This window comes from Streptomyces sp. RLA123, assembly GCF_056270165.1.
This window is the reverse complement of sequence record NZ_JBWDOR010000003.1, coordinates 1,159,986-1,177,779: the sequence shown is the minus strand read 5'-3', so window position 1 is coordinate 1,177,779 and position 17,794 is coordinate 1,159,986. Positions and strand designations below refer to the sequence as shown.

The 17,794-nt window shown below is 72.1% G+C and carries 20 protein-coding genes; 14 read left to right on the top strand and 6 right to left on the bottom strand.

Going from position 1 to position 17,794, the window contains the following annotated elements:
* Positions 1-62 precede the first annotated feature (62 nt).
* Positions 63-1,454, top strand: a complete 1,392-nt coding sequence (locus RV983_RS05430; RefSeq protein ID WP_475984626.1) for an FAD-dependent oxidoreductase — start codon at positions 63-65, stop codon at positions 1,452-1,454.
* A gap of 65 nt (positions 1,455-1,519) precedes the next feature.
* Here the strand turns inward: RV983_RS05430 and RV983_RS05425 are convergent, their stop codons facing one another.
* Together RV983_RS05425 and RV983_RS05420 are read right to left on the bottom strand one after the other, a co-directional pair.
* Positions 1,520-2,362: a hypothetical protein gene (locus RV983_RS05425; RefSeq protein ID WP_475984625.1), complete on the bottom strand. Its 843-nt coding sequence runs from the start codon at positions 2,360-2,362 to the stop codon at positions 1,520-1,522.
* A gap of 221 nt (positions 2,363-2,583) precedes the next feature.
* On the bottom strand, positions 2,584-3,117 hold the full coding sequence (locus RV983_RS05420; protein ID WP_475984624.1) for a PadR family transcriptional regulator: 534 nt from the start codon (positions 3,115-3,117) through the stop codon (positions 2,584-2,586).
* Between the two features lie 71 nt (positions 3,118-3,188).
* Between RV983_RS05420 and RV983_RS05415 the strand changes: the two genes are divergently transcribed.
* Entirely contained in the window at positions 3,189-3,962 is a 774-nt protein-coding gene (locus tag RV983_RS05415) for an alpha/beta fold hydrolase (protein ID WP_475984623.1), read from the top strand.
* Here the strand turns inward: RV983_RS05415 and RV983_RS05410 are convergent.
* Positions 3,911-4,510, bottom strand: coding sequence for a class I SAM-dependent methyltransferase (locus tag RV983_RS05410; RefSeq protein WP_475984622.1), 600 nt, complete (start codon positions 4,508-4,510; stop codon positions 3,911-3,913). The two genes, RV983_RS05415 and RV983_RS05410, sit on opposite strands and share 52 nt — an antisense overlap.
* A gap of 62 nt (positions 4,511-4,572) precedes the next feature.
* On the opposite strand from RV983_RS05410, the gene RV983_RS05405 reads away from it, so the two are divergent.
* The 7 genes from RV983_RS05405 (at position 4,573) to RV983_RS05375 (ending at position 10,577) form a co-directional block, all read left to right on the top strand.
* Positions 4,573-4,908, top strand: a complete 336-nt coding sequence (locus tag RV983_RS05405) for a YnfA family protein (protein ID WP_475984621.1) — start codon at positions 4,573-4,575, stop codon at positions 4,906-4,908.
* Positions 4,909-5,042: 134 nt separating this feature from the next.
* The gene (locus tag RV983_RS05400) at positions 5,043-5,813 is read left to right on the top strand and encodes an MHYT domain-containing protein (RefSeq protein ID WP_475984620.1); all 771 of its coding nucleotides are present in this window, start codon (positions 5,043-5,045) and stop codon (positions 5,811-5,813) included.
* Complete coding sequence (locus RV983_RS05395; protein ID WP_475984619.1) at positions 5,810-8,362, top strand: sensor histidine kinase; 2,553 nt, start codon at positions 5,810-5,812, stop codon at positions 8,360-8,362. Before RV983_RS05400 ends, RV983_RS05395 begins: the two co-directional genes overlap by 4 nt.
* The gene (locus RV983_RS05390; protein WP_475984618.1) at positions 8,359-8,781 is read left to right on the top strand and encodes a roadblock/LC7 domain-containing protein; all 423 of its coding nucleotides are present in this window, start codon (positions 8,359-8,361) and stop codon (positions 8,779-8,781) included. The genes RV983_RS05395 and RV983_RS05390 overlap by 4 nt, the downstream gene beginning before the upstream one ends.
* 15 nt (positions 8,782-8,796) lie before the next feature.
* Positions 8,797-9,192 (top strand): DUF742 domain-containing protein, encoded by a 396-nt coding sequence (locus RV983_RS05385; protein WP_475984617.1) that lies wholly within the window; start codon positions 8,797-8,799, stop codon positions 9,190-9,192.
* Entirely contained in the window at positions 9,173-9,763 is a 591-nt protein-coding gene (locus RV983_RS05380) for a GTP-binding protein (protein WP_475984616.1), read from the top strand. The genes RV983_RS05385 and RV983_RS05380 overlap by 20 nt, the downstream gene beginning before the upstream one ends.
* A 145-nt stretch (positions 9,764-9,908) precedes the next feature.
* Positions 9,909-10,577 (top strand): hypothetical protein, encoded by a 669-nt coding sequence (locus RV983_RS05375; RefSeq protein ID WP_475984615.1) that lies wholly within the window; start codon positions 9,909-9,911, stop codon positions 10,575-10,577.
* A gap of 27 nt (positions 10,578-10,604) precedes the next feature.
* Here RV983_RS05375 and RV983_RS05370 read toward each other — a convergent pair whose 3' ends face one another.
* Positions 10,605-11,033, bottom strand: coding sequence for a PPOX class F420-dependent oxidoreductase (locus RV983_RS05370; protein ID WP_475984614.1), 429 nt, complete (start codon positions 11,031-11,033; stop codon positions 10,605-10,607).
* Positions 11,034-11,354: 321 nt separating this feature from the next.
* On the opposite strand from RV983_RS05370, the gene RV983_RS05365 reads away from it, so the two are divergent.
* The 5 genes from RV983_RS05365 (at position 11,355) to RV983_RS05345 (ending at position 15,986) form a co-directional block, all read left to right on the top strand.
* Positions 11,355-13,622, top strand: coding sequence for a sensor histidine kinase (locus RV983_RS05365; protein ID WP_475984613.1), 2,268 nt, complete (start codon positions 11,355-11,357; stop codon positions 13,620-13,622).
* Positions 13,619-14,029, top strand: coding sequence for a roadblock/LC7 domain-containing protein (locus RV983_RS05360; protein ID WP_475984612.1), 411 nt, complete (start codon positions 13,619-13,621; stop codon positions 14,027-14,029). Before RV983_RS05365 ends, RV983_RS05360 begins: the two co-directional genes overlap by 4 nt.
* 6 nt (positions 14,030-14,035) lie before the next feature.
* On the top strand, positions 14,036-14,464 hold the full coding sequence (locus RV983_RS05355) for a DUF742 domain-containing protein (protein ID WP_475984611.1): 429 nt from the start codon (positions 14,036-14,038) through the stop codon (positions 14,462-14,464).
* A gap of 48 nt (positions 14,465-14,512) precedes the next feature.
* Positions 14,513-14,992 (top strand): macro domain-containing protein, encoded by a 480-nt coding sequence (locus RV983_RS05350; RefSeq protein ID WP_475984610.1) that lies wholly within the window; start codon positions 14,513-14,515, stop codon positions 14,990-14,992.
* A gap of 94 nt (positions 14,993-15,086) precedes the next feature.
* Entirely contained in the window at positions 15,087-15,986 is a 900-nt protein-coding gene (locus tag RV983_RS05345; RefSeq protein WP_475984609.1) for a DUF6397 family protein, read from the top strand.
* 44 nt (positions 15,987-16,030) lie between these two features.
* Here RV983_RS05345 and RV983_RS05340 read toward each other — a convergent pair whose 3' ends face one another.
* On the bottom strand, positions 16,031-16,540 hold the full coding sequence (locus tag RV983_RS05340; protein WP_475984608.1) for a Dps family protein: 510 nt from the start codon (positions 16,538-16,540) through the stop codon (positions 16,031-16,033).
* Positions 16,541-16,892: 352 nt separating this feature from the next.
* On the bottom strand, positions 16,893-17,759 hold the full coding sequence (locus RV983_RS05335) for an acyl-CoA thioesterase (RefSeq protein WP_475984607.1): 867 nt from the start codon (positions 17,757-17,759) through the stop codon (positions 16,893-16,895).
* Between the last annotated feature and the right edge of the window lie 35 nt (positions 17,760-17,794).

Genomic DNA, 17,794 nt, shown 5'->3' with positions numbered 1-17,794 from the left:
ACAAGTGTGCGCCACGGGGGTGGCCGCGCACGATACCGGGGGTGGGCGCATACGCTGCGGTCATGACGGAACGGCTGGTGGTCATCGGGGGCGACGCGGCGGGCATGTCGGCCGCGTCCCAGGCACGCAGGCGGAGGGACCCGGACGATCTGGAGATCATCGCCTTCGAACGCGGCCGCCGTACCTCCTACTCGGCGTGCGGCATCCCCTACTGGATCGCCGGGGACACGGAGGGGCCCGGCGAGCTGATCGCCCGCTCGCCCGAGGAGCACCAGGCCCGCCACATCGACGTGCGGCTCGGCACCGAGGTCCTCGGCATCGACCTGGACGCGCGCCGTGTGCGCACCCGCGACATGTCCGGCGCGGAGGACTGGACCGGGTTCGACCAGCTGGTCATCGCCACCGGCGCCGTTCCCAAGCGGCCCGGTATCCCGGGGATCGACGCCGAGGGGGTGCACGGGGTGCAGACTCTCGACGACGGCGAGGAGATCCTCCGCGCGCTCGACGACACTCCGGCGCGAGACGCGGTCGTGGTCGGCGGCGGGTACATCGGCGTCGAGATGGCAGAGGCCATGCTGCGGCACGGTCTGCGCGTCACCCTGCTCGAACGGGCCGAGGAGCCCATGTCCACCCTCGACCCGGACATGGGGCACCTGGTGCGCAAGGCCATGGAGGGGCTCGGGGTCACCGTGGTCACCGGCTCCGCCGTCCGCGAGGTGCTGACCGGGGCCGGCGGGCGGGTCCGGGCGGTGGCGACCGACCAGGGCGAGTACCCGGCCGACGTCGTCGTGCTCGGCCTCGGCGTGGCACCCAACACGGGCCTGGCACGGGAGGCAGGACTGCCCCTCGGGGAGCACGGCGGGCTGCTCACGGACCGCGCGATGCGCGTACGCGGCGCCGACGGCATCTGGGCGGCGGGCGACTGTGTGGAGGTCCTCAACCTGGTGTCCGGGGGGATGCAGCACATCCCGCTCGGGACCCACGCCAACAAGCAGGGCCGGGTCGTCGGCACGAACGTCGGCGGCGGCTACGCCACCTTCCCCGGTGTCGTCGGCACGGCGGTCAGCAAGGTCTGCGACCTGGAGATCGCCCGCACCGGGCTCAAGGCGTCGCAGGCCGACGCGGCCGGCCTGCAGTACGTCACCGCTGTGGTGGAGTCCACCAGCCGGGCCCGCTACTACCCGGGCGCGGCCCCGATGACGGTCAAGGCGATCGCCGAACGCGGCACCGGGCGGATGCTCGGGCTGCAGATCGTGGGACGCGAGGGCGCGGCCAAGCGGGTCGACATCGGCGCGGTGGCCCTGACCGCGGGCATGACGGCCGAGCAGGTGACCGCCCTCGATCTCGGCTACGCCCCGCCGTTCTCGCCGGTGTGGGACCCGGTGCTGGTGGCGGCGCGCAAGGTCGCCGAGAAGGTGCACGACGATCCGCGGGAGGACCCGCGGGCGCGCTGAGCCAGGGCCCGGGGCCTGGGGTCGGGGGCCCAGGGTCGGGGGTCGGGGCCCGGGGGCAGGCGGGCTCAGCTGGGCCGGACGGCCAGCTTCTCAAGGGCCTGCAGCAACCCCGGCAGCTCGGGTCCGCGGCCGACCGGGAGCACCTCGCCCGGTTCCTCGTCGAGCAGCACGAAGGCGACGTCGTCGGTGCGGGCCACCAGGCTCCAGTCCGCGCCGTCCACGCGCAGCGTGCGGACACCCTCTCCGGCCGCCGTCGACCGTATGCGGCCGGGCGGCGGAGGGGTGTTCACGTACTCCTGGGCGGCGGTCAACGCGCGGCGGACGCCGGGATGGAGACCGCTGCCCCTGCCTGTGCCCGGCTCCGTCCCCTGATCCTCGCCCGCCTGATGTTCCGTGGCCTGCTCCCCGCCGGTTTCGCCGGAGCCCGCGGGCCGACCCAGCTGTTCACGCCACGTGCGCCACTGGAGGGCGATCTCGTCGGCGCCCATGCGCCGCTGCGCCGGCCCCCAGCGATCGCTGTCCGGCGGCGAGAGCGGGCGTCCCGCCTCCTTCTCGTCGGGGTCGTGGGGTGCGGCGACCCCCGGGGCGGCGACGGCCACCGGCAGCGGCCAGCCGGGCAGGGCGGCGATCACCGAGTGGTCGTCGGGGGACAGGTCGTACTCGAGCCCGCAGTCCCAGGCGGCCAGGGCGCAGGCCACGAGGGCCGTGTCGTTGACCGCCACGGTCCACCGGGCGCCGGCCCCGTCCTGCCCGAAGATCAGGCCGTAGCCGTCGGTGACCGCTTCGAGGCCGAGCTCGGCGCATGCCGCCGGATAGTCGTCGGCCAGGACGCTCGGGAACTGCGCGGGCGTCAGCATCGCCGCCGTGAGCACGAACAGCGCGTCGTCGTCTGTCGCGGACACGGGCATCCCCTTCCGAGTGGTTCTCCGTGGTGGGCGCACCCTAACCAGCCGGTGAGACCCGCGTCGAGAGCGGGGCCGCGCCTGTGGAAAACCCTTCACCGACCGCGACGCGGGCTCGCGCCCTGCCGCCGTGGCCAACTTCGGCGCTCCGCAAGGCGGCTGCCTGCACGGATGCGGTACCGGTGCCTCCGGTTCGCGGACGGGCGGAGCGCCGCCCGCGCCAGGTCCTAGGGAGCCTGGGCGCCGAGGTCCGCCAGCGTGCCGCGCAGCCACGTCAGCTCTGCCTTCGTGGTGGCCCGCGCGATGGCCAGCACTCCGCGCCGGAATGGGTCGTCGACCTCCTCGGCGCGCAGCGGCCGGTCGCCCTCGTAGAAGAACCCGGACGGCTCCTCGAGGAAGGCCATGCGGCGGCCCAGCACCGCGGCCTGGGCGGCCGGGTCGTCCAGGTGCCGGAGGAAGGCCAGCACGGTGAACCAGCGGTTCTCGTCCGAGATGTCGAGGGCGGAGGGTTCGGCGAGCCGTCGGCGGAGTTCGGTACGGCCCTCGTCGGTGAGCGTGAGCTCGTGGCGCGGGGCGGCGACCGCCCCCGGCCGGGTCTCCCGTTGGAGCAGGCCGGCCTTCTCCATCCGCTTGATGGCCGGGTAGAGCGTGCTCTCCGCAACGGGCTTGACGTGCCCGGTGAGCGCGGCGATGCGCTTGCGCAGTTCGTAACCGTGCAAGGCGTCGTCAAACAGGAATCCCAGGATCGCGAGCTCCAGCATGCGGCCATTCTCCACCACCCGCGGGGTACATCGGTTGGGGGATACATCGGTGTCGATGTATAGTCGCGGCCATGCAGCAGACAGAGTTCACCGAGGACGGCGCGCACATCCGATGGACGGAGTCTGCAGGCGAGGACCCCGCGCGGGTCTACCTGCACGGACTGGGAGCGGCATCCACCGTCTACTTCGCCCACATTGCGGGGCATCCCGCGCTGTGCCGGCGCCGGTCCCTCCTGGTCGATCTGCCCGGCTTCGGCATCAGCGACCGTCCGGCGGACTTCGGCTACCGCCTGGAGGACCACGCGGACGCGGTCGCCGCCGCCCTCGACGCCGCCGGTGTGACCGGCGCGGAGGTGGTCGGCCACAGCATGGGCGGGGCCGTCGCCATTGTGCTGGCGGCACGCCGGCCGGACCTTGTCGCGCGCCTGGTGCTGGCGGAGGCGAATCTGGATCCCCGCCCGCCGGTGACAGCGGGCAGCAGCGGCATCGCCGCCTTCACGGAGAAGGAGTTCGTGCACGGCGGGGGCTTCGTCCGCGTCCTGGACCGCGTCGGACCGAAGTGGGGAGCGACGATGCGGCTCGCGGACCCGGTGGCGCTGCATCGCAGCGCCATGGGCCTGATGCGCGGAACCGAACCCACGATGCGTGCGCTACTGGTCTCCATGGCCATTCCGCGCACTTACCTGATCGGCGAGCTCAGCGGGGAACTCGCAGGGCACCAGGACCTGGTGGCGGCCGGGGTGTCGGTGGTCCCGGTCCCCGGGGCCGGTCACAACATCATGTTCGACAACGCTTATGCCTTCGTCGAGGCCATCGCCAGGAACCGGTCGTCGGTGTCCGTGTAGCCGGTCATGGACCAGCCCGATCCGTCGAGCAGGGGCCGCAGATTGGGCTCGGCGCGCAGGTCGTCGGGTGTGAGCCGGCGGCCCTGCCGGGCGGCCAGGGCGGCCCGGCCGACGGGGTGGAAGAGGGCCAGCAGTCCGCCGGGCCGGGTGACCCGGGCCAGTTCACGAAGGCACGCACCGGGGTCCGGCAGGTGGCCGATGAGCCCGGCCGCGAAGACGGCGTCCACGACGTGGTCGCGCAGTGGAAGGCGGCCGCAGTCGGCCAGCACCAGGGCGCCGTCCGCCCCGCGGCCCGCCCGGACCGCGGCAGTCAGCATCTCGGGGGTCAGGTCGGCGCCCATGACCGCCCCCGTCGGGCCGACCGCGTGCCGGAGGAACGGCAGCGCACGTCCAGTGCCGCATCCGGCGTCGAGCACGGTCTGCCCTGGGTTCAGGCCGAGTTGTTCCACGGCCACCTGGTACGCGGGACCGTCGTCGGGGAAGCGGGTGTCCCAGTCGGCGGCCCGGGCGGCGAAGAACTCACGCACATGAGCGGGGTCGGAATGCATGTCGGACACCTCTGGTGGGAGCCGCGGTCGGGGCAGCGTGGAGCGCGAGGCATCATGGTCGCATGCTCACGCTGCGTTCGGTCGCCCTCTTCGTGCTCGCCGCGCTCCTCGAGATCGGCGGCGCTTGGCTGGTGTGGCAGGGCCTGCGCGAACACCGCGGCTGGGCCTGGGTCGGAACCGGGGTGATCGCGCTGGGCCTGTACGGATGCGTGGCCTCCTTGCAGCCGGACGCCGAATTCGGCCGCATTCTGGCCGCCTATGGCGGCGTATTCATCGTGGGCTCGCTCGCCTGGGGGATAGTTGCGGACGGTTACCGGCCCGACCGCTTCGACGTCATCGGGGCATTGGTGTGCCTCGTGGGCGTGGGCGTCATCATGTATGCGCCACGTGGCTCCTGAAACGCCATCACCCTGTGCAGGTTCGGCCTCTGCGTGATCGTTCCCCACCGCATGGGGAAAGCACCTTGTCAATTAACGCAGGGTTCCGTCATGGCCGAGGCCCGCTGCCGCCCCCGCACTAGCGTCCGGTGGCCATGGGACACATGGACCACGCCGCCTTCGGCTGGCTGACGCCGCTGCTCTCGTACGCGATGGCGTGCGTCGGCGCGGCCCTCGGACTGCGCTGCACCGGCCGCGCCTTGGCCGCCACCGGCCGCTCCCGCCGCAACTGGCTGCTCACGGCCACGAGCGCGCTCGCCACCGGCATCTGGACGATGCACTTCGTCGCGATGCTCGGCTTCCGCGTCAGCGGTACCGAGATCCGCTACAACGTGCCGCTGACCGTGCTGAGCCTGCTGGTCGCCCTCCTTGTCGTCGGTTTGGGCGTCTTCGCCGTCGGCTACGGCAAGGGGCGGTTCGTGGCGCTGGTGGCCGGCGGGCTCACCACCGGCCTGGGCGTCGCGAGCATGCACTATCTCGGGATGGCGGCGATGCGCCTGCACGGCGAGGTCTCCTACGACCCGTGGGAGGTGGCCCTGTCGGTGTCCGTCGCGGTGGCCGCCGCGACCGTGGCCCTGTGGGCGGTGCTCACCGTGCATCGGCCCGTGGTCGTCATGGGGGCGTCGCTCCTCATGGGTGTCGCGGTGAGCAGCATGCACTACACCGGGATGCTCGCCGTGCGGGTGGACGTGCGGCCCTCGGCCGCCGTACTGGGCGGGGCCGGGGCAACCGCCTTCCTCTTCCCGCTCATTGTCGGTCTGGGTTCGTACCTCTTCCTCACCTCGGCCTTCGTCGCGCTCTCCCCGACGGTGCGGGAACGCGGGGCCTCGGCGGCCGCCACGCGGTTCGGGGAGGGCGCCGCATGACGCCACAGCACGGCCGCCGCGCGCACGCAGGTCTCCCCGCCGATGAGCGGCCGCGGCGGACTTCCCTGCCGGGCCTGCGGCCCAGAACCGTCCGCGCGAAGATCGTCTGCCTCCTGATGGTGCCCGTCGTCTCTCTGATGGCGTTGTGGGCCTTCGCGGCCGTGACCACGGCGCAGGACATATCCCGTCAGATCCGTGCACAGCGCGTTGCAGAAACGATCCGCGAACCGGTCATCACCACCATCACCGCATTGGAGGCCGAACGCCGCGCCGCGGGCCACTCCTTGGCTGATCCAGGGTCCGCGACCGCGACGGAGCTGAGGCGCCGTGTCGAGGCGACCGGCCGCGCCGTGGCCAGGCTCCGCCTCGGCAAGGATCACACTGTGGCGGACGGCACCGGTCTGCCCCGTGAAGTCGCCGACCGCGTACGCGTCTTTGTCGGGGCCGTTGACGGTCTCGACGCGCTGCGCCCCGGCGGCACCGGGGCACGCGCCGACTGGGGCCGGGTCTACCAGGCCTACACGGACGCGATCACGGACGCCTTCGCCATCGCCGACGCCATCGCCGACTCGCCGCGGTCCCGCGTCGCCCTGGACATCGGACGCGCGGCGGAACAGCTCGCCTGTGAGGACGCCCTGCTCTCCACCGCCGCCCTCGACCACGACCTGCCCATCGTGCGCTACGGGGACGTCAGCGGGGCCATCCGTGCCCGCCGGCTGCTGCTTGACGCGGCCGCTCCCGGACTGACCGGCGACACCCGCCGTGCCTGGGACCGGCTCAGCGGTTCCGAGGAGTACGCGGACCTGGCGGTGGTCGAGGACGCCGTGCTGGCCGCAGGCCCCGGCAAGGCCGCTGCCGACGCGGCTCCGCCCGCCGTCTGGAGCCGGGCCGCCGTCCCGGTGGCGAGCGGCCTGGCGGCGATCGCGGTGGGAACGGCTCCCACACAGCGGCCCGTTCTGTACAGCCTGCTCAGCCGGTCGGGCGTGGCCGTGCTGCTCGGACTGATCGCCGTCGTCGCCTCGTTGCTCATTTCCGTGCGCATCGGCCGCGGCCTGGTCGTCGAACTGGTCGGGCTGCGCAATACCGCGTTCGACCTGGCCCGGCGCAAACTGCCGCGCGCCATGCGGCGCCTGCGCGCGGGGGAGACGATCGACCTCGAGTCCGAGGCCCCGCTCGAACGTCATGGGAGTGACGAGATCGGGCAGGTCGCCGAGGCGCTGGCCACCGTGCAGCGCTCGGCCCTGCGGGCCGCCGCCGAGCGCGCGGAACTCCTGAGCGGCGTCTCCGGGGTCTTCGTGAACCTCGCCCGTCGCAGCCAGGTGCTGGTGCACCGTCAGCTTGCCCTGCTCGACTCCATGGAGCGGCGCACGGAGGACCCGGGGGAGCTGGAGGACCTGTTCCGGCTCGACCACCTCAGCACCCGGATGCGGCGCCACGCGGAGGGCCTGATCATCCTCTCCGGGGCAGCACCCGGCCGCGCCTGGCGCAAGCCCGTACCGCTCGCCAATGTGGTGCGCGCCGCGGTCGCCGAGGTCGAGGACTACGCACGCGTCGAGGTCCGGCGACTGCCCCGGACGGCCGTGGTGGGCGCCGCGGTCGCCGACCTCACCCACCTGGTGGCCGAACTCGTCGAGAACGCCACCCAGTTCTCGCCTCCCCACACAAAGGTGCGTGTGTACGGCGAGCAGGTCGGCAACGGCTTCGTCCTGGAGGTCGAGGACCGCGGGCTCGGCATGGGCGCGGAAGCCATGGCGGAGGCCAACCGCCGTATCGGCCAGTCACAGGCGCTCGATCTCTTCGACAGCGACCGGCTCGGCCTGTTCGTCGTGAGCCGGCTCGCCGCCCGGCACGACGTCAAGGTCGCGTTGCGCCCCTCGCCGTACGGGGGCACCACCGCTGTCGTCCTGCTGCCCAGCGCGCTGCTGGAGACCGGCGCGCAGGAAGCCGACGCCACCAAAGCGCTCGGAACGAGGAGCGCGGCGCCCACGGTCCACGGGAACGGCACCCTGGCCGAGGAGCCCGTGCCCGCGGTGGCGACGTCACAGCACGGCTCCGGCGACGGACCGTCGCGTCACTCCGTGCCCCGCCCGGTGCCGGAACGCGGGCCGGCCCCCACACCGGCGGTTCCGACCGGTCCGGCCCCCGCCCCTGCCTCCGCGGCGCCCGGGCCGGCGCCCGCCGGGGACGGCCCGCTCCCGCGCCGGGTACGGCGGGCCAGCCTCGCCCCGCAACTGCTCGAACGGCCCGCTGCGGAGGGAACTTCGACCACAGGGCCGGAACGGGGGACGCCCGAGCGCTCCCCCGAACAGGCCCGCGCGACTCTGGCGGCCTACCGCAGCGGCTGGATCCGCGGTGGGGGCACCCTGCCACGCGACGGCGACGGCGACCCGGAGAGGGCCGCCCGGCGTCCCCTGCGCGCCGCCCCGCCGCCCGAGCCCGGCCACGACGGCGCCCGCGGCCACGGCGGCCCGCGCACGGCCCCCGAGAACGGCGACACCGACACCGGCCGTACCCCCGGCAGGGCATCCCGCGAAGGAGAGCACGGATGATCGACGCATCGAACCGGTCCGGTGAGCTGGACTGGCTCCTGGACGACCTCACCGACCGGGTCGCCCAGGTCCGCCACGCGGTGGTGCTGTCAGGTGACGGGCTCGCGGTGGGGGCCTCGCGCGGACTCAGCCGCGAGGACGCCGAGCACCTGGCGGCCGTTGCCTCGGGATTCCACAGCCTCGCCAAGGGCGCCGGCCGGCACTTCGAGGCCGGTACGGTCCGGCAGACCATGGTCGAACTCGACCACGGCTTCCTGTTCGTGGCCGCCGCGGGCGAGGGCTCCTGCCTCGCGGTGTTCACCACGGCCGGTGCCGACGTCGGCATGATCGCCTACGAGATGGCCAGGCTCGTCAAGCGCGTCGGCGAGCATCTGAGCACACCGCCGCGTCTCGGGGCCGCCGGCCCGGTCGCCGGCTGACTGGGCCGGCGGGTGATGAACGGCGGGTACACGCGTCGTCCGGGCGACCACTGGTACGACGACGAAGCCGGGCCCATGGTGCGGCCGTACGCCCTGACCGGCGGCCGGACCCGGCCCGGCACGGCCGGCGCGGGACTGGACCTGATCGCCCAGGTGATCGCCGAGCCCGGTGCGGCCGACGACCCGTCGCTCACTCATGAGCACGCCGCCATGCTCGCGCTGTGCCGGCGCACCGCCCAGTCGGTCGCGGAGCTCGCGGCCGAATCCGACCTGCCGGTGGGCGTCGTGCGCGTCCTGCTCGGCGACCTGCTGGCGCTCGGCTGTGTACGGGTCCGCGGCCCGGTGCCACCGGCGCAACTCCCTGACGTGAGCATTCTGCGAGAGGTGATCAATGGACTCCGGGCACTCTGACACACCGCCCATGGCACTGAAGATCCTGGTCGCCGGTGGCTTCGGGGTCGGCAAGACCACGCTGGTGGGGGCCGTGAGCGAGATCCGGCCGCTACGCACCGAGGAAACGCTCACCGAGGCCGGGCGGTGGGTCGACGACACCGGCGGCGTGGAGCGCAAGACGACCACCACCGTGGCGATGGACTTCGGCCGCATCACCATCAGGGCCGGCCTGTCGCTGTACCTGTTCGGCACGCCCGGGCAGGACCGCTTCTGGTTCCTCTGGGACGAACTGGCGCAGGGCGCGCTCGGCGCGGTCGTGCTGGCGGACACCCGCCGCCTGGAGGACTGCTTCCCCGCGGTGGACTTCTTCGAGCACCGGCGTATCCCCTTCGCGGTGGCGGTCAACCGCTTCCCCGGCGCGCGCGAGCACGGTCCCAAGGACATCGCCCGGGCGCTCGATCTGGAGGACGGCATCCCTGTACTGACGTGCGACGCGCGGGAGAGGGCCTCGAGCAGGGACGTGCTGGTCGCTCTGGTGGAGCACGCGGGGCGGATGCACACGGCCCGCCTGCTGGACTCCGTGAGCTGACGGCCTGTCGGCGGGCGGGCACCTTAGCAGAACGGCGCTGCGAAAAATGAATAACACCGTGCATTGAGAGGCTTCCGGGCGGGGTGCGTACGGGTGGGCAGGCGGGGCGCACGGCCCCCGAGCCTCTATTGCGCTAGGAGTTCAGATGCACAAGCGGATCGGTGCCGCAGTCGCCGGAACGGCCGCTGCCCTTCTCCTCGTCACCGCCTGCGGCAGCGGGTCGTCGTCCGGTTACGACCAGGCGAGCAACGTGGCCCCCGCGGCCCAGCAGCAGAACGCGGCCGAGTCGGCCCAGCCCGGTGCCTCCACCTCGGGTGCCTACGGCTACGACGACCCGTCGACGGCGAGTCCCTCCGCGAGCTCCGGCGACGGTTACGGCTACGGCGACGACGGCAACGGCTCCGGGGACAGCGCGGAAGCGGCCTCGGACAAGAAGTGGCCGATTCTGTCGGTCGTCAACGACGCCAAGCTGGCCGACATCCTGGTCGACTCCAAGGGACGTACGCTCTACCGCTTCGACAAGGACACCGACTGGCCCATGGTGTCGAACTGCACGGGCGACTGCCTGAAGAAGTGGCCGCCGGCCAAGCCCGTCTCCAAGGCGGAGGCCGAGGCCGCGGGCCTCAACCCCAAGCTCGTCAGCACCTACACGCGGTCGGACGGCACCAAGCAGCTGTCCTACAACTGCTGGCCGGTGTACTGGTACAGCGGCGACACCAAGGCCGGCGACACCAACGGTCATGGAGTCGGCGGCACTTGGTGGGCGGTCGCCGCGAACGGCAAGAAGGCCAACGGCGGCAAGCCGGTCAGCTGAGCCGGCGTGGCCGGCCCGCCCCTGGCGTCAGCCGGCCACATCGGCCTCGGCGAGCACCTTGTCGATCCGTACCCGCACCAGCAGCTCGCCGGGCACCGCGTTGCGGTGCCCGTACTCCCCGGCCCGGTCTTCCCCCATGTAGCGGGCCGCGATCCGGGTGGCCCACTCCAGCAGTGGGCCGGGCTCCTCGCTCACCTCGGCACGACCCTCCAGCACCACGAACGAGAACGGCGGCCGGTCGTCGTCCACGCACAGGGCGATCCGGCCGTCGCGCGTGATGTTGCGCCCCTTGGCGGTTCCCGCACCGGTGTTGAAAACCAGGTCGTCCCCGTCCAGCAAGAACCAGATGGGGGCGATGTGCGGCCGCCCGTCCGCGCGGACCGTCGCCAGCTTGCCCGTCCGCGTCCCGGCGGACACGAAGGCCCGCCACTCTTCCTCGGTCATCCTGTGTCCCATGCCCCCATCCTGCCCCGGCAGGGCGCCGAAGGGGCGTCCAGGAGCCGCTGGACGGGTGCGGTACCGCGGCCTCCTTGTGGAGCGGCGCAGCTCTTGCCGCCCCTCGCTGGTTCCCACCGTCCGGTGTGCGACGCGGGCGTTTCCACGGCACCGCCGAATCGTTAGCGTGGCGTGAACGCACGTCCGGCGGATTCGACGGGATTCGACGGCCGGCGGCCGCCCCGGGCTGTGACTTGTCACAGTCGCCGCCTGTCAGAGGGCCTCCTTCGGCCAGACTGTGCCCTTCCGTATCGAACCCATGGTCGACCGAGGACCTGACGCATGCGCCTGCGCCCCCGCACCATCCGCACGCAACTCGTGGCACTGATCTTGGTGCCGCTCCTGTCGCTGGCGGGTCTGTGGACGTACAGCACCTACACCTCGGTACGCGGAGCCTTCGCCCTCATCCGGATCGCCGAGACCTACCGCTACTACGGCACCCCGGCCGACGATCTGGCTCGCTCGCTGCAGGTGGAACGACGCCTCGCCGTCACCTATGTCGCCTCCGGGGGCGCGCAGGGCGGCACGGAGCTCGCCCGGAGCGAGCGGTACACCGACCGGCAGCTCGCCGTCGTGCGCGAGCACGCGCGCGAGCAGGCCCGCGGGGAGCCGCTGAACCTCGTGCAGAAGCAACGGCTGACCGAAATCATCACCGCTGCCGAGGATTTGCGCCCGCTGCGCGCCGAGCTGCGGCAGCCCGGCTTCGGCTGGTCCATGGCGCTGCACCGCTACTCGTCGGTGATCGATCCCACGTTCCGGTTGCGCGGCGCGCTGGCGTCCCTGCAGAGCGGTGAGGTGGCCCACCAGGGCGGCCTGGTCATCGAACTCGTACGCGCAAGGGAGCTGCTGTCCCGCGAGGACGCCATGATCAGCGCCGTGCTGGCGGGGCAACCCATGACGATCAGTCAGTACCGCGAGTTCATCAGCACCGTGGACGGCCGGAAACTGCTGTATTCGATCGTCGACCCGGAACTGAGCAAGGCGGCCAAGGAGCGCCTCGACCAGTTCGGCGGCGGCAGCGTCGCTTGGTCGCTGGACTCCATAGAGACCGCCGTGCGATCGGCGGGTGCGGAGGGCGTCGGCGGCGTCGTCCTGCGCGCCTGGCGGCTCAACGCCGACCGTGCCCTCTCCCAGCTCAGCATCATCAATCTGGAGGCCGCCCGCGAAATCGGCGATCAGGCGCGCGACGACGGCATGAGCGTCCTCCTCAGGACCGGGGCGGTCAGCCTCGCTGGCCTGCTCGCGGTCGCTCTGACCGTCGTCGTCTCCCTCCTGATCGGCCGCGGCATCGCCCGGCGGCTCACCCTGCTGCGCAACGAGGCACTGGAGCTGTCAGGGACCCGGCTCCCCGAGGTGCTGCACCGGTTGCGGTCCGGTGAGGAGCTCGACGACGCCGCCGTGGCCCGTGCCGCCCCCGAACTGCGCCTTGGCGCCGACGAGATCGGACAGGTGGGCAGGGCCTTCAGCACCGCGCAGCGCGCCGCGGTGCAGGCGGCAGTCGACCAGGAGCGGATGCGTCGCGGGGTGGCGGCGGTCTTCACTAACCTCGCCCGCCGCAGCCAGGTACTGCTGCACCGTCAGCTCACCCTCCTCGACGGCATGGAACGCCGCTCCGAGGACCCGGCAGAGCTGGACGACCTGTTCCGCGTCGACCACATCGCGGTCCGCATGAGGCGGCACGCCGAGGGCCTGCTCATCCTCTCGGGCAACGCCCCGGGCCGGGCCTGGCGACGCCCGGTCCGGCTCGCCGAGGTGGCGAGGGCGGCGGTCGGTGAGGTGGAGGACTACCAGCGTGTGGTCGTTCGGCGTATGCCCAGGGTGGCGCTCGTCGGCTCCGCCGTCGCCGACGTGCTCCACCTGCTCGCCGAACTCATCGACAATGCCACCGCGTTCTCCCCGCCCGAGAGCAGGGTCGAGGTGCGGGGCGAGGTGGTCGGCGGCGGCTACGTCCTGGAGATCGAGGACCGCGGACTCGGTATGAGCGCCGACCGCCTCGCCGAGGCGAACAGCGAGATGGGCGAGGCCGCCGCCGGCACCGAACTGCCGGAGACCGACCGCCTCGGGCTGTTCACCGTCGGACGGCTCGCGGCCCGCCAAGGGGTACGGGTCGCGTTGCGTCGCGGCCGGTACGACGGCACCGTGGCCGTGGTGATGATTCCGCAGGCCGTGCTGGTCGACGGTTCGGCGGACGACGCCGAGACCGGGGAGTATGTGTTGCGGCCCCGGTCGGCGGCGGAGCCGCCCGGTGGCGACCGCGCCGACAAGGCCCCGCGTACGCCGCGGACCCGTCGTGGCCCCTCGCGGCCCAAGGAGGACGGGCGCACCGGGTCGGGCTTGCCGAAGCGGGTGCGACAGGCCAGTCTCGTAGCGCAGCTCAGGGAGGACGCCGTGCACGACAGCCCGGCCGAGCCGCCGGCCGGCGGACAGGAAAGGGAACGATCTCCGGAAGAGGCTCGTTCCACCATGACGGCGTTCACGCGCGGCCTCGCCCGCGGCAGGGACGCTGCGACACCGCACGGGACTGCGGAGAACGGGGGCAGCGGGGGATGACCGTGAGCAACGGACTCACATGGCTGATGGACGACCTGACGGAACGGGTGCCGCACGTCCGGCACGCGCTCGTGCTGTCCGGCGACGGTCTGGTGACCGGCGCGAGCACCAGTCTGGATCGCCCGACGGCCGAGCATCTGGCCGCCGTCTCTTCCGGGTTCCACAGTCTCGCCAAGGGCGCCGGCCGCCACTTCGAGGCAGGTGGAGTGCGGCAGACGATGGTCGAGTTCGACGACGGCTTTCTCTTCGTCACGGCCGCGGGCGAGGGCAGTTGTCTGTCGGTGCTGAGCGGGGTCCAGGCGGATGTCGGCCAGATCGCCTATGAGATGACCCTCATGGTTCACCGGGTCGGTGAGCACCTCGGTGTCGCACCGCGCCGGCACGACGCGGCGGCTCCCGGGGAGTGATGAAGCATGACGCCGAGCCCGCCGGAGGACGAGGGCGCGCTCTGGTTTGACGACGAGGCCGGTCCGATGGTGCGCGCCTACACCATCACCGGTGGCCGTACCCGGCCGGACTCGGACGGCGACGTCGACCTGATCGCTGTCATGATCGCTGCCAACACCGCCCGCACATCCCACACTTCCCATACCACCGCGGCCACCGCTTCCGAGGACGGCCTCGACGACGAGCACCTCACACTGCTCGACCTGTGCCGCGACGGCCCGTTGTCGGTCGCCGACCTGGCGTCGGAGGCCGACCTCGCCCTGGGCGTGGTCCGGGTGCTCCTCGGCGACCTGCTGCGCGAGGGCCACTTGCGGGCGATCCGCCCCGTGCCCCCGGCCGAGCTGCCGGACGTCGGGGTGCTGCAGGACGTCATCAACGGACTACGGGCCCTGTGATGTGGCCGTCCGCGGCCGGATGTCGGTGCCCGTACGTACCGTGATGCCATGTCCGAGATCACGTATGTCCGGGGCGACGCGACCACCCCGGAAGGCGACGGAGTGAAGCTGATCGCCCATGTCTGCAATGACACCGGCGGGTGGGGGAAGGGCTTCGTGCTCGCGGTGTCGGCCCGCTGGCCGGAGCCCGAGGCGGCCTACCGGCGCTGGCACCGCGAACGCGCCACGAACGGCTTCGCGCTGGGCGCCGTCCAGTTCGTCGAAGTCGGGCCATGGCTCTGGGTGGCCAACATGATCGGCCAGCACGGGATCCGGCGGGGCAGCAAGGGTGTGCCGGTCCGGTACGAGGCGATCGACGCGGCACTGTCGGCGGTGGCGGACCGGGCTGCCGGGCTCGGGGCGTCGGTGCACATGCCGCGGATCGGCTGCGGTCTGGCGGGCGGCAGTTGGCACCGCGTGGAGCCGATGATCGAGGAGCGGCTGGTGCGCCGTGGAACGTCCGTGACCGTCTACGACCACGGGGTGTGACGGAGTTATCCACAGGCCCCTGCGGGGTGTCGGTCCCATGTTCTACATTCGTGACTGTCAGTGACGAATGGTCGCGGAAGGAACGGGGATCGGCATGGGCGTGCAGGAGCTTGTCGTCGCGGAAGCGCTCGGTGTGCGACGGGCGCGGGAGGAACTGGGTCTGGAACCTGACGAGTTCGATGTCGCGCTGCGGGTGGGGGAGATCCGCACGACACCCGCCGCCGGCGGTCGGCGGCGGGTGGTGCGCAAGGACGTGGAACGGCTGCGGGCCGAAGAGGGCTTCCCGGAAACCCTCAGGGAACGGCTCAGGCTGGTGGGGAGCGTGGAAGGCGGAGAGCTCATCGGCATCACGCGCGACCGTTTCACCAGACTCACCAAGGGGGGCCTCATCCGCCCCGTGCGGTGGTACGTGAACCGGTACCGGACCGTCGTCTGGCTCTATCTGGCCTCAGAGGTGCGGCAACTGACGGTCGTCCAGCCGGCCTTGCTCGCGGGCCGTCTTCCCGCCGCACTGCGGGACGCGCTGGACGAGGGCGAGGACCACCGCCCCCGTGGCTGGCGGGCCCGGCGAGTGGAGGAGATGGTGCGGGATGCCGCGGACGCCTGGGGTGAGGCGGCCGCCTGGGCCGCCTTGCTGGGCCCGGAAGCGGCAGCGGGGGCCGTGCCCGATCCGCACGAGCGGGCGTATCTGCGCCGCCTGCGGCCGGGACTGTCACCCGGGAACACCGGCTCGTACGCCGTGCGGGAGCTGATCGACGCACACATCGTGGCGGACCATCCCGACGAGGTCGCCTTCGCCCAGGTCTCGCTGGCGGACGCGTTGTTGCGGGCGCGCTCCGTCCGGCCCGCTCCCCGGCCGGGGAGCGAACGGGAGCCAGATCGCGGGGTGTTGGCGGAGTCTTCGGAGCCCGCACCGTCACCCCATGCCGTCGAGCCTCCCCCGCGGGCCGTCAGGAGCCACTGGCGCCGGCTCCTGGGCCTCGGCGCCGGATGACCCCCGATGAGCGGGCTGAGCGGCATGGGGTGACGGCGCGTGCGTCACACCTGACGGTTCTCGGCGCTGACCATCCAAGCGTGCTCTTCCAGGGTGTCGATGACCGAATGGAGGATGTCAGCGGTGGACGGGTCCTCCGCGTCCACGCCGTCGTGCAGGCGCCGCATCGTCGCCGTCGCCGCGTGCAGGCGCGTGGTGATGAGATCCACCACGGCTGCGACGGTCAGCTCCCCTTCGGGGAACTTGGGCAGCGTCGTGGTGGCCACGACCGTGTCGGAGCGCCCGTCCGGCACGGCGTGGAGGCTCCTCATGCGCTCGGCAATCGTGTCGCTGGCTTCACGAGCGTCGTCAACGATGTGGTCCAGCTGCTTGTGCAGGTCCCGGAAGTTGTGGCCCACCAGATTCCAGTGGGCCTGCTTGCCCTGGAGGTGCAGTTCGACCAGCTCCACAAGAATTGCTTGAAGAGCCTCGGACAACTGCCGGGATGCCGTGAACCCCACGGCAGCCTCGTGCTCGGAGAGACGCGCAGTCGGTGGGACGGTGTGCGACGTCATGTGTCTCTGCTCCTCGGCTAGAAATGTCTTTCTCAGACATCGACCACAGGGGAAACGCGGGGGTGTCGTGATCGATGTGCAGTGAACTCGCGCCCGCCGGCTCATGCGCCGGTGTCCACGTGCGCCTCAGCGATGGACGATCATCCTCGCCGCCCCTGGACAGGCCCTACCGGCCGTCCTTTTGAAAGGCACCCCTGGGAGGAGGAGGCACAGCCCGACATCACCCTCACGCCACCATCATGTGCACAGCACCAAGGGATACGCCATTCGGGCGAGGAGTGGCCTTCGCCGGGGACGGTCCGCGCCGCCTCCACGACGCGCCGCGGACCGCTGTATGCGGCCACGCGACAGGTCAGTCCTCGTGCTTCCGGAACAGCCCCTCCTGGACCACCGAGACCAGCAGCCTGCCCTGGCGGTCGTAGATGCGTCCACGGGCCAGCCCACGGGCGCCGGTGGCGACCGGGGACTCCTGGTCGTAGAGGAACCACTCGTCGGTCCGGAACGGCCGGTGGAACCACATCGCGTGGTCCAGCGATGCCATGTCGAAGCCGCGCGGCCCCCACAACGGCTCGATGGGCACCCGTACGGCGTCCAGCAGCATCATGTCGCTGGCGTACGCGAGAGCGCAGGTGTGCACGAGCGGGTCGTCGCCGAGTGGGCCCACGGCGCGCATCCACACCGCGCTGCGCGGCTCCGCGCCCACGATCTCCTCCGGGGTCCAGCGCAGCCGCTCCACATAGCGGATGTCGAACGGCTGCCGGCGCGCCATGCGCTCCAACTGCTCCGGCAGGCCGCCCAGGTGTTCCCGGATCTCGTCCCCGAGACTCGGCAGGCTCTCCGGGTCAGGGACCTCACGCATCGGCAGCTGGTGCTCGAAGCCGGGCTCCGGCAGATGGAAGGAGGCGGTCAGTGTGAAGATCGTCCTGCCCTGCTGCACCGCGACCACACGGCGGGTGGTGAAGGACTTCCCGTCGCGCACGCGTTCCACCTCGTACACGATGGGCACACCCGGGCGGCCCGGCCGCAGGAAGTACGCGTGCAGGGAGTGCACCGGCCGGGTGCCGTCCGTCGTGCGGCCGGCGGCGACCAGCGCCTGGCCCGCGACCTGCCCGCCGAAGACCCGCTGGATCCGCTCCTCGGGGCTCTGCCCGCGGAAGATGTTCTCCTCGATCTTCTCGAGGTTGAGCAGGTCCACCAGGCGCTCGGCGGGATTGGTCATCGGGCGTGCTCCTTCCGTGCCTTCGTGGCGGAGGC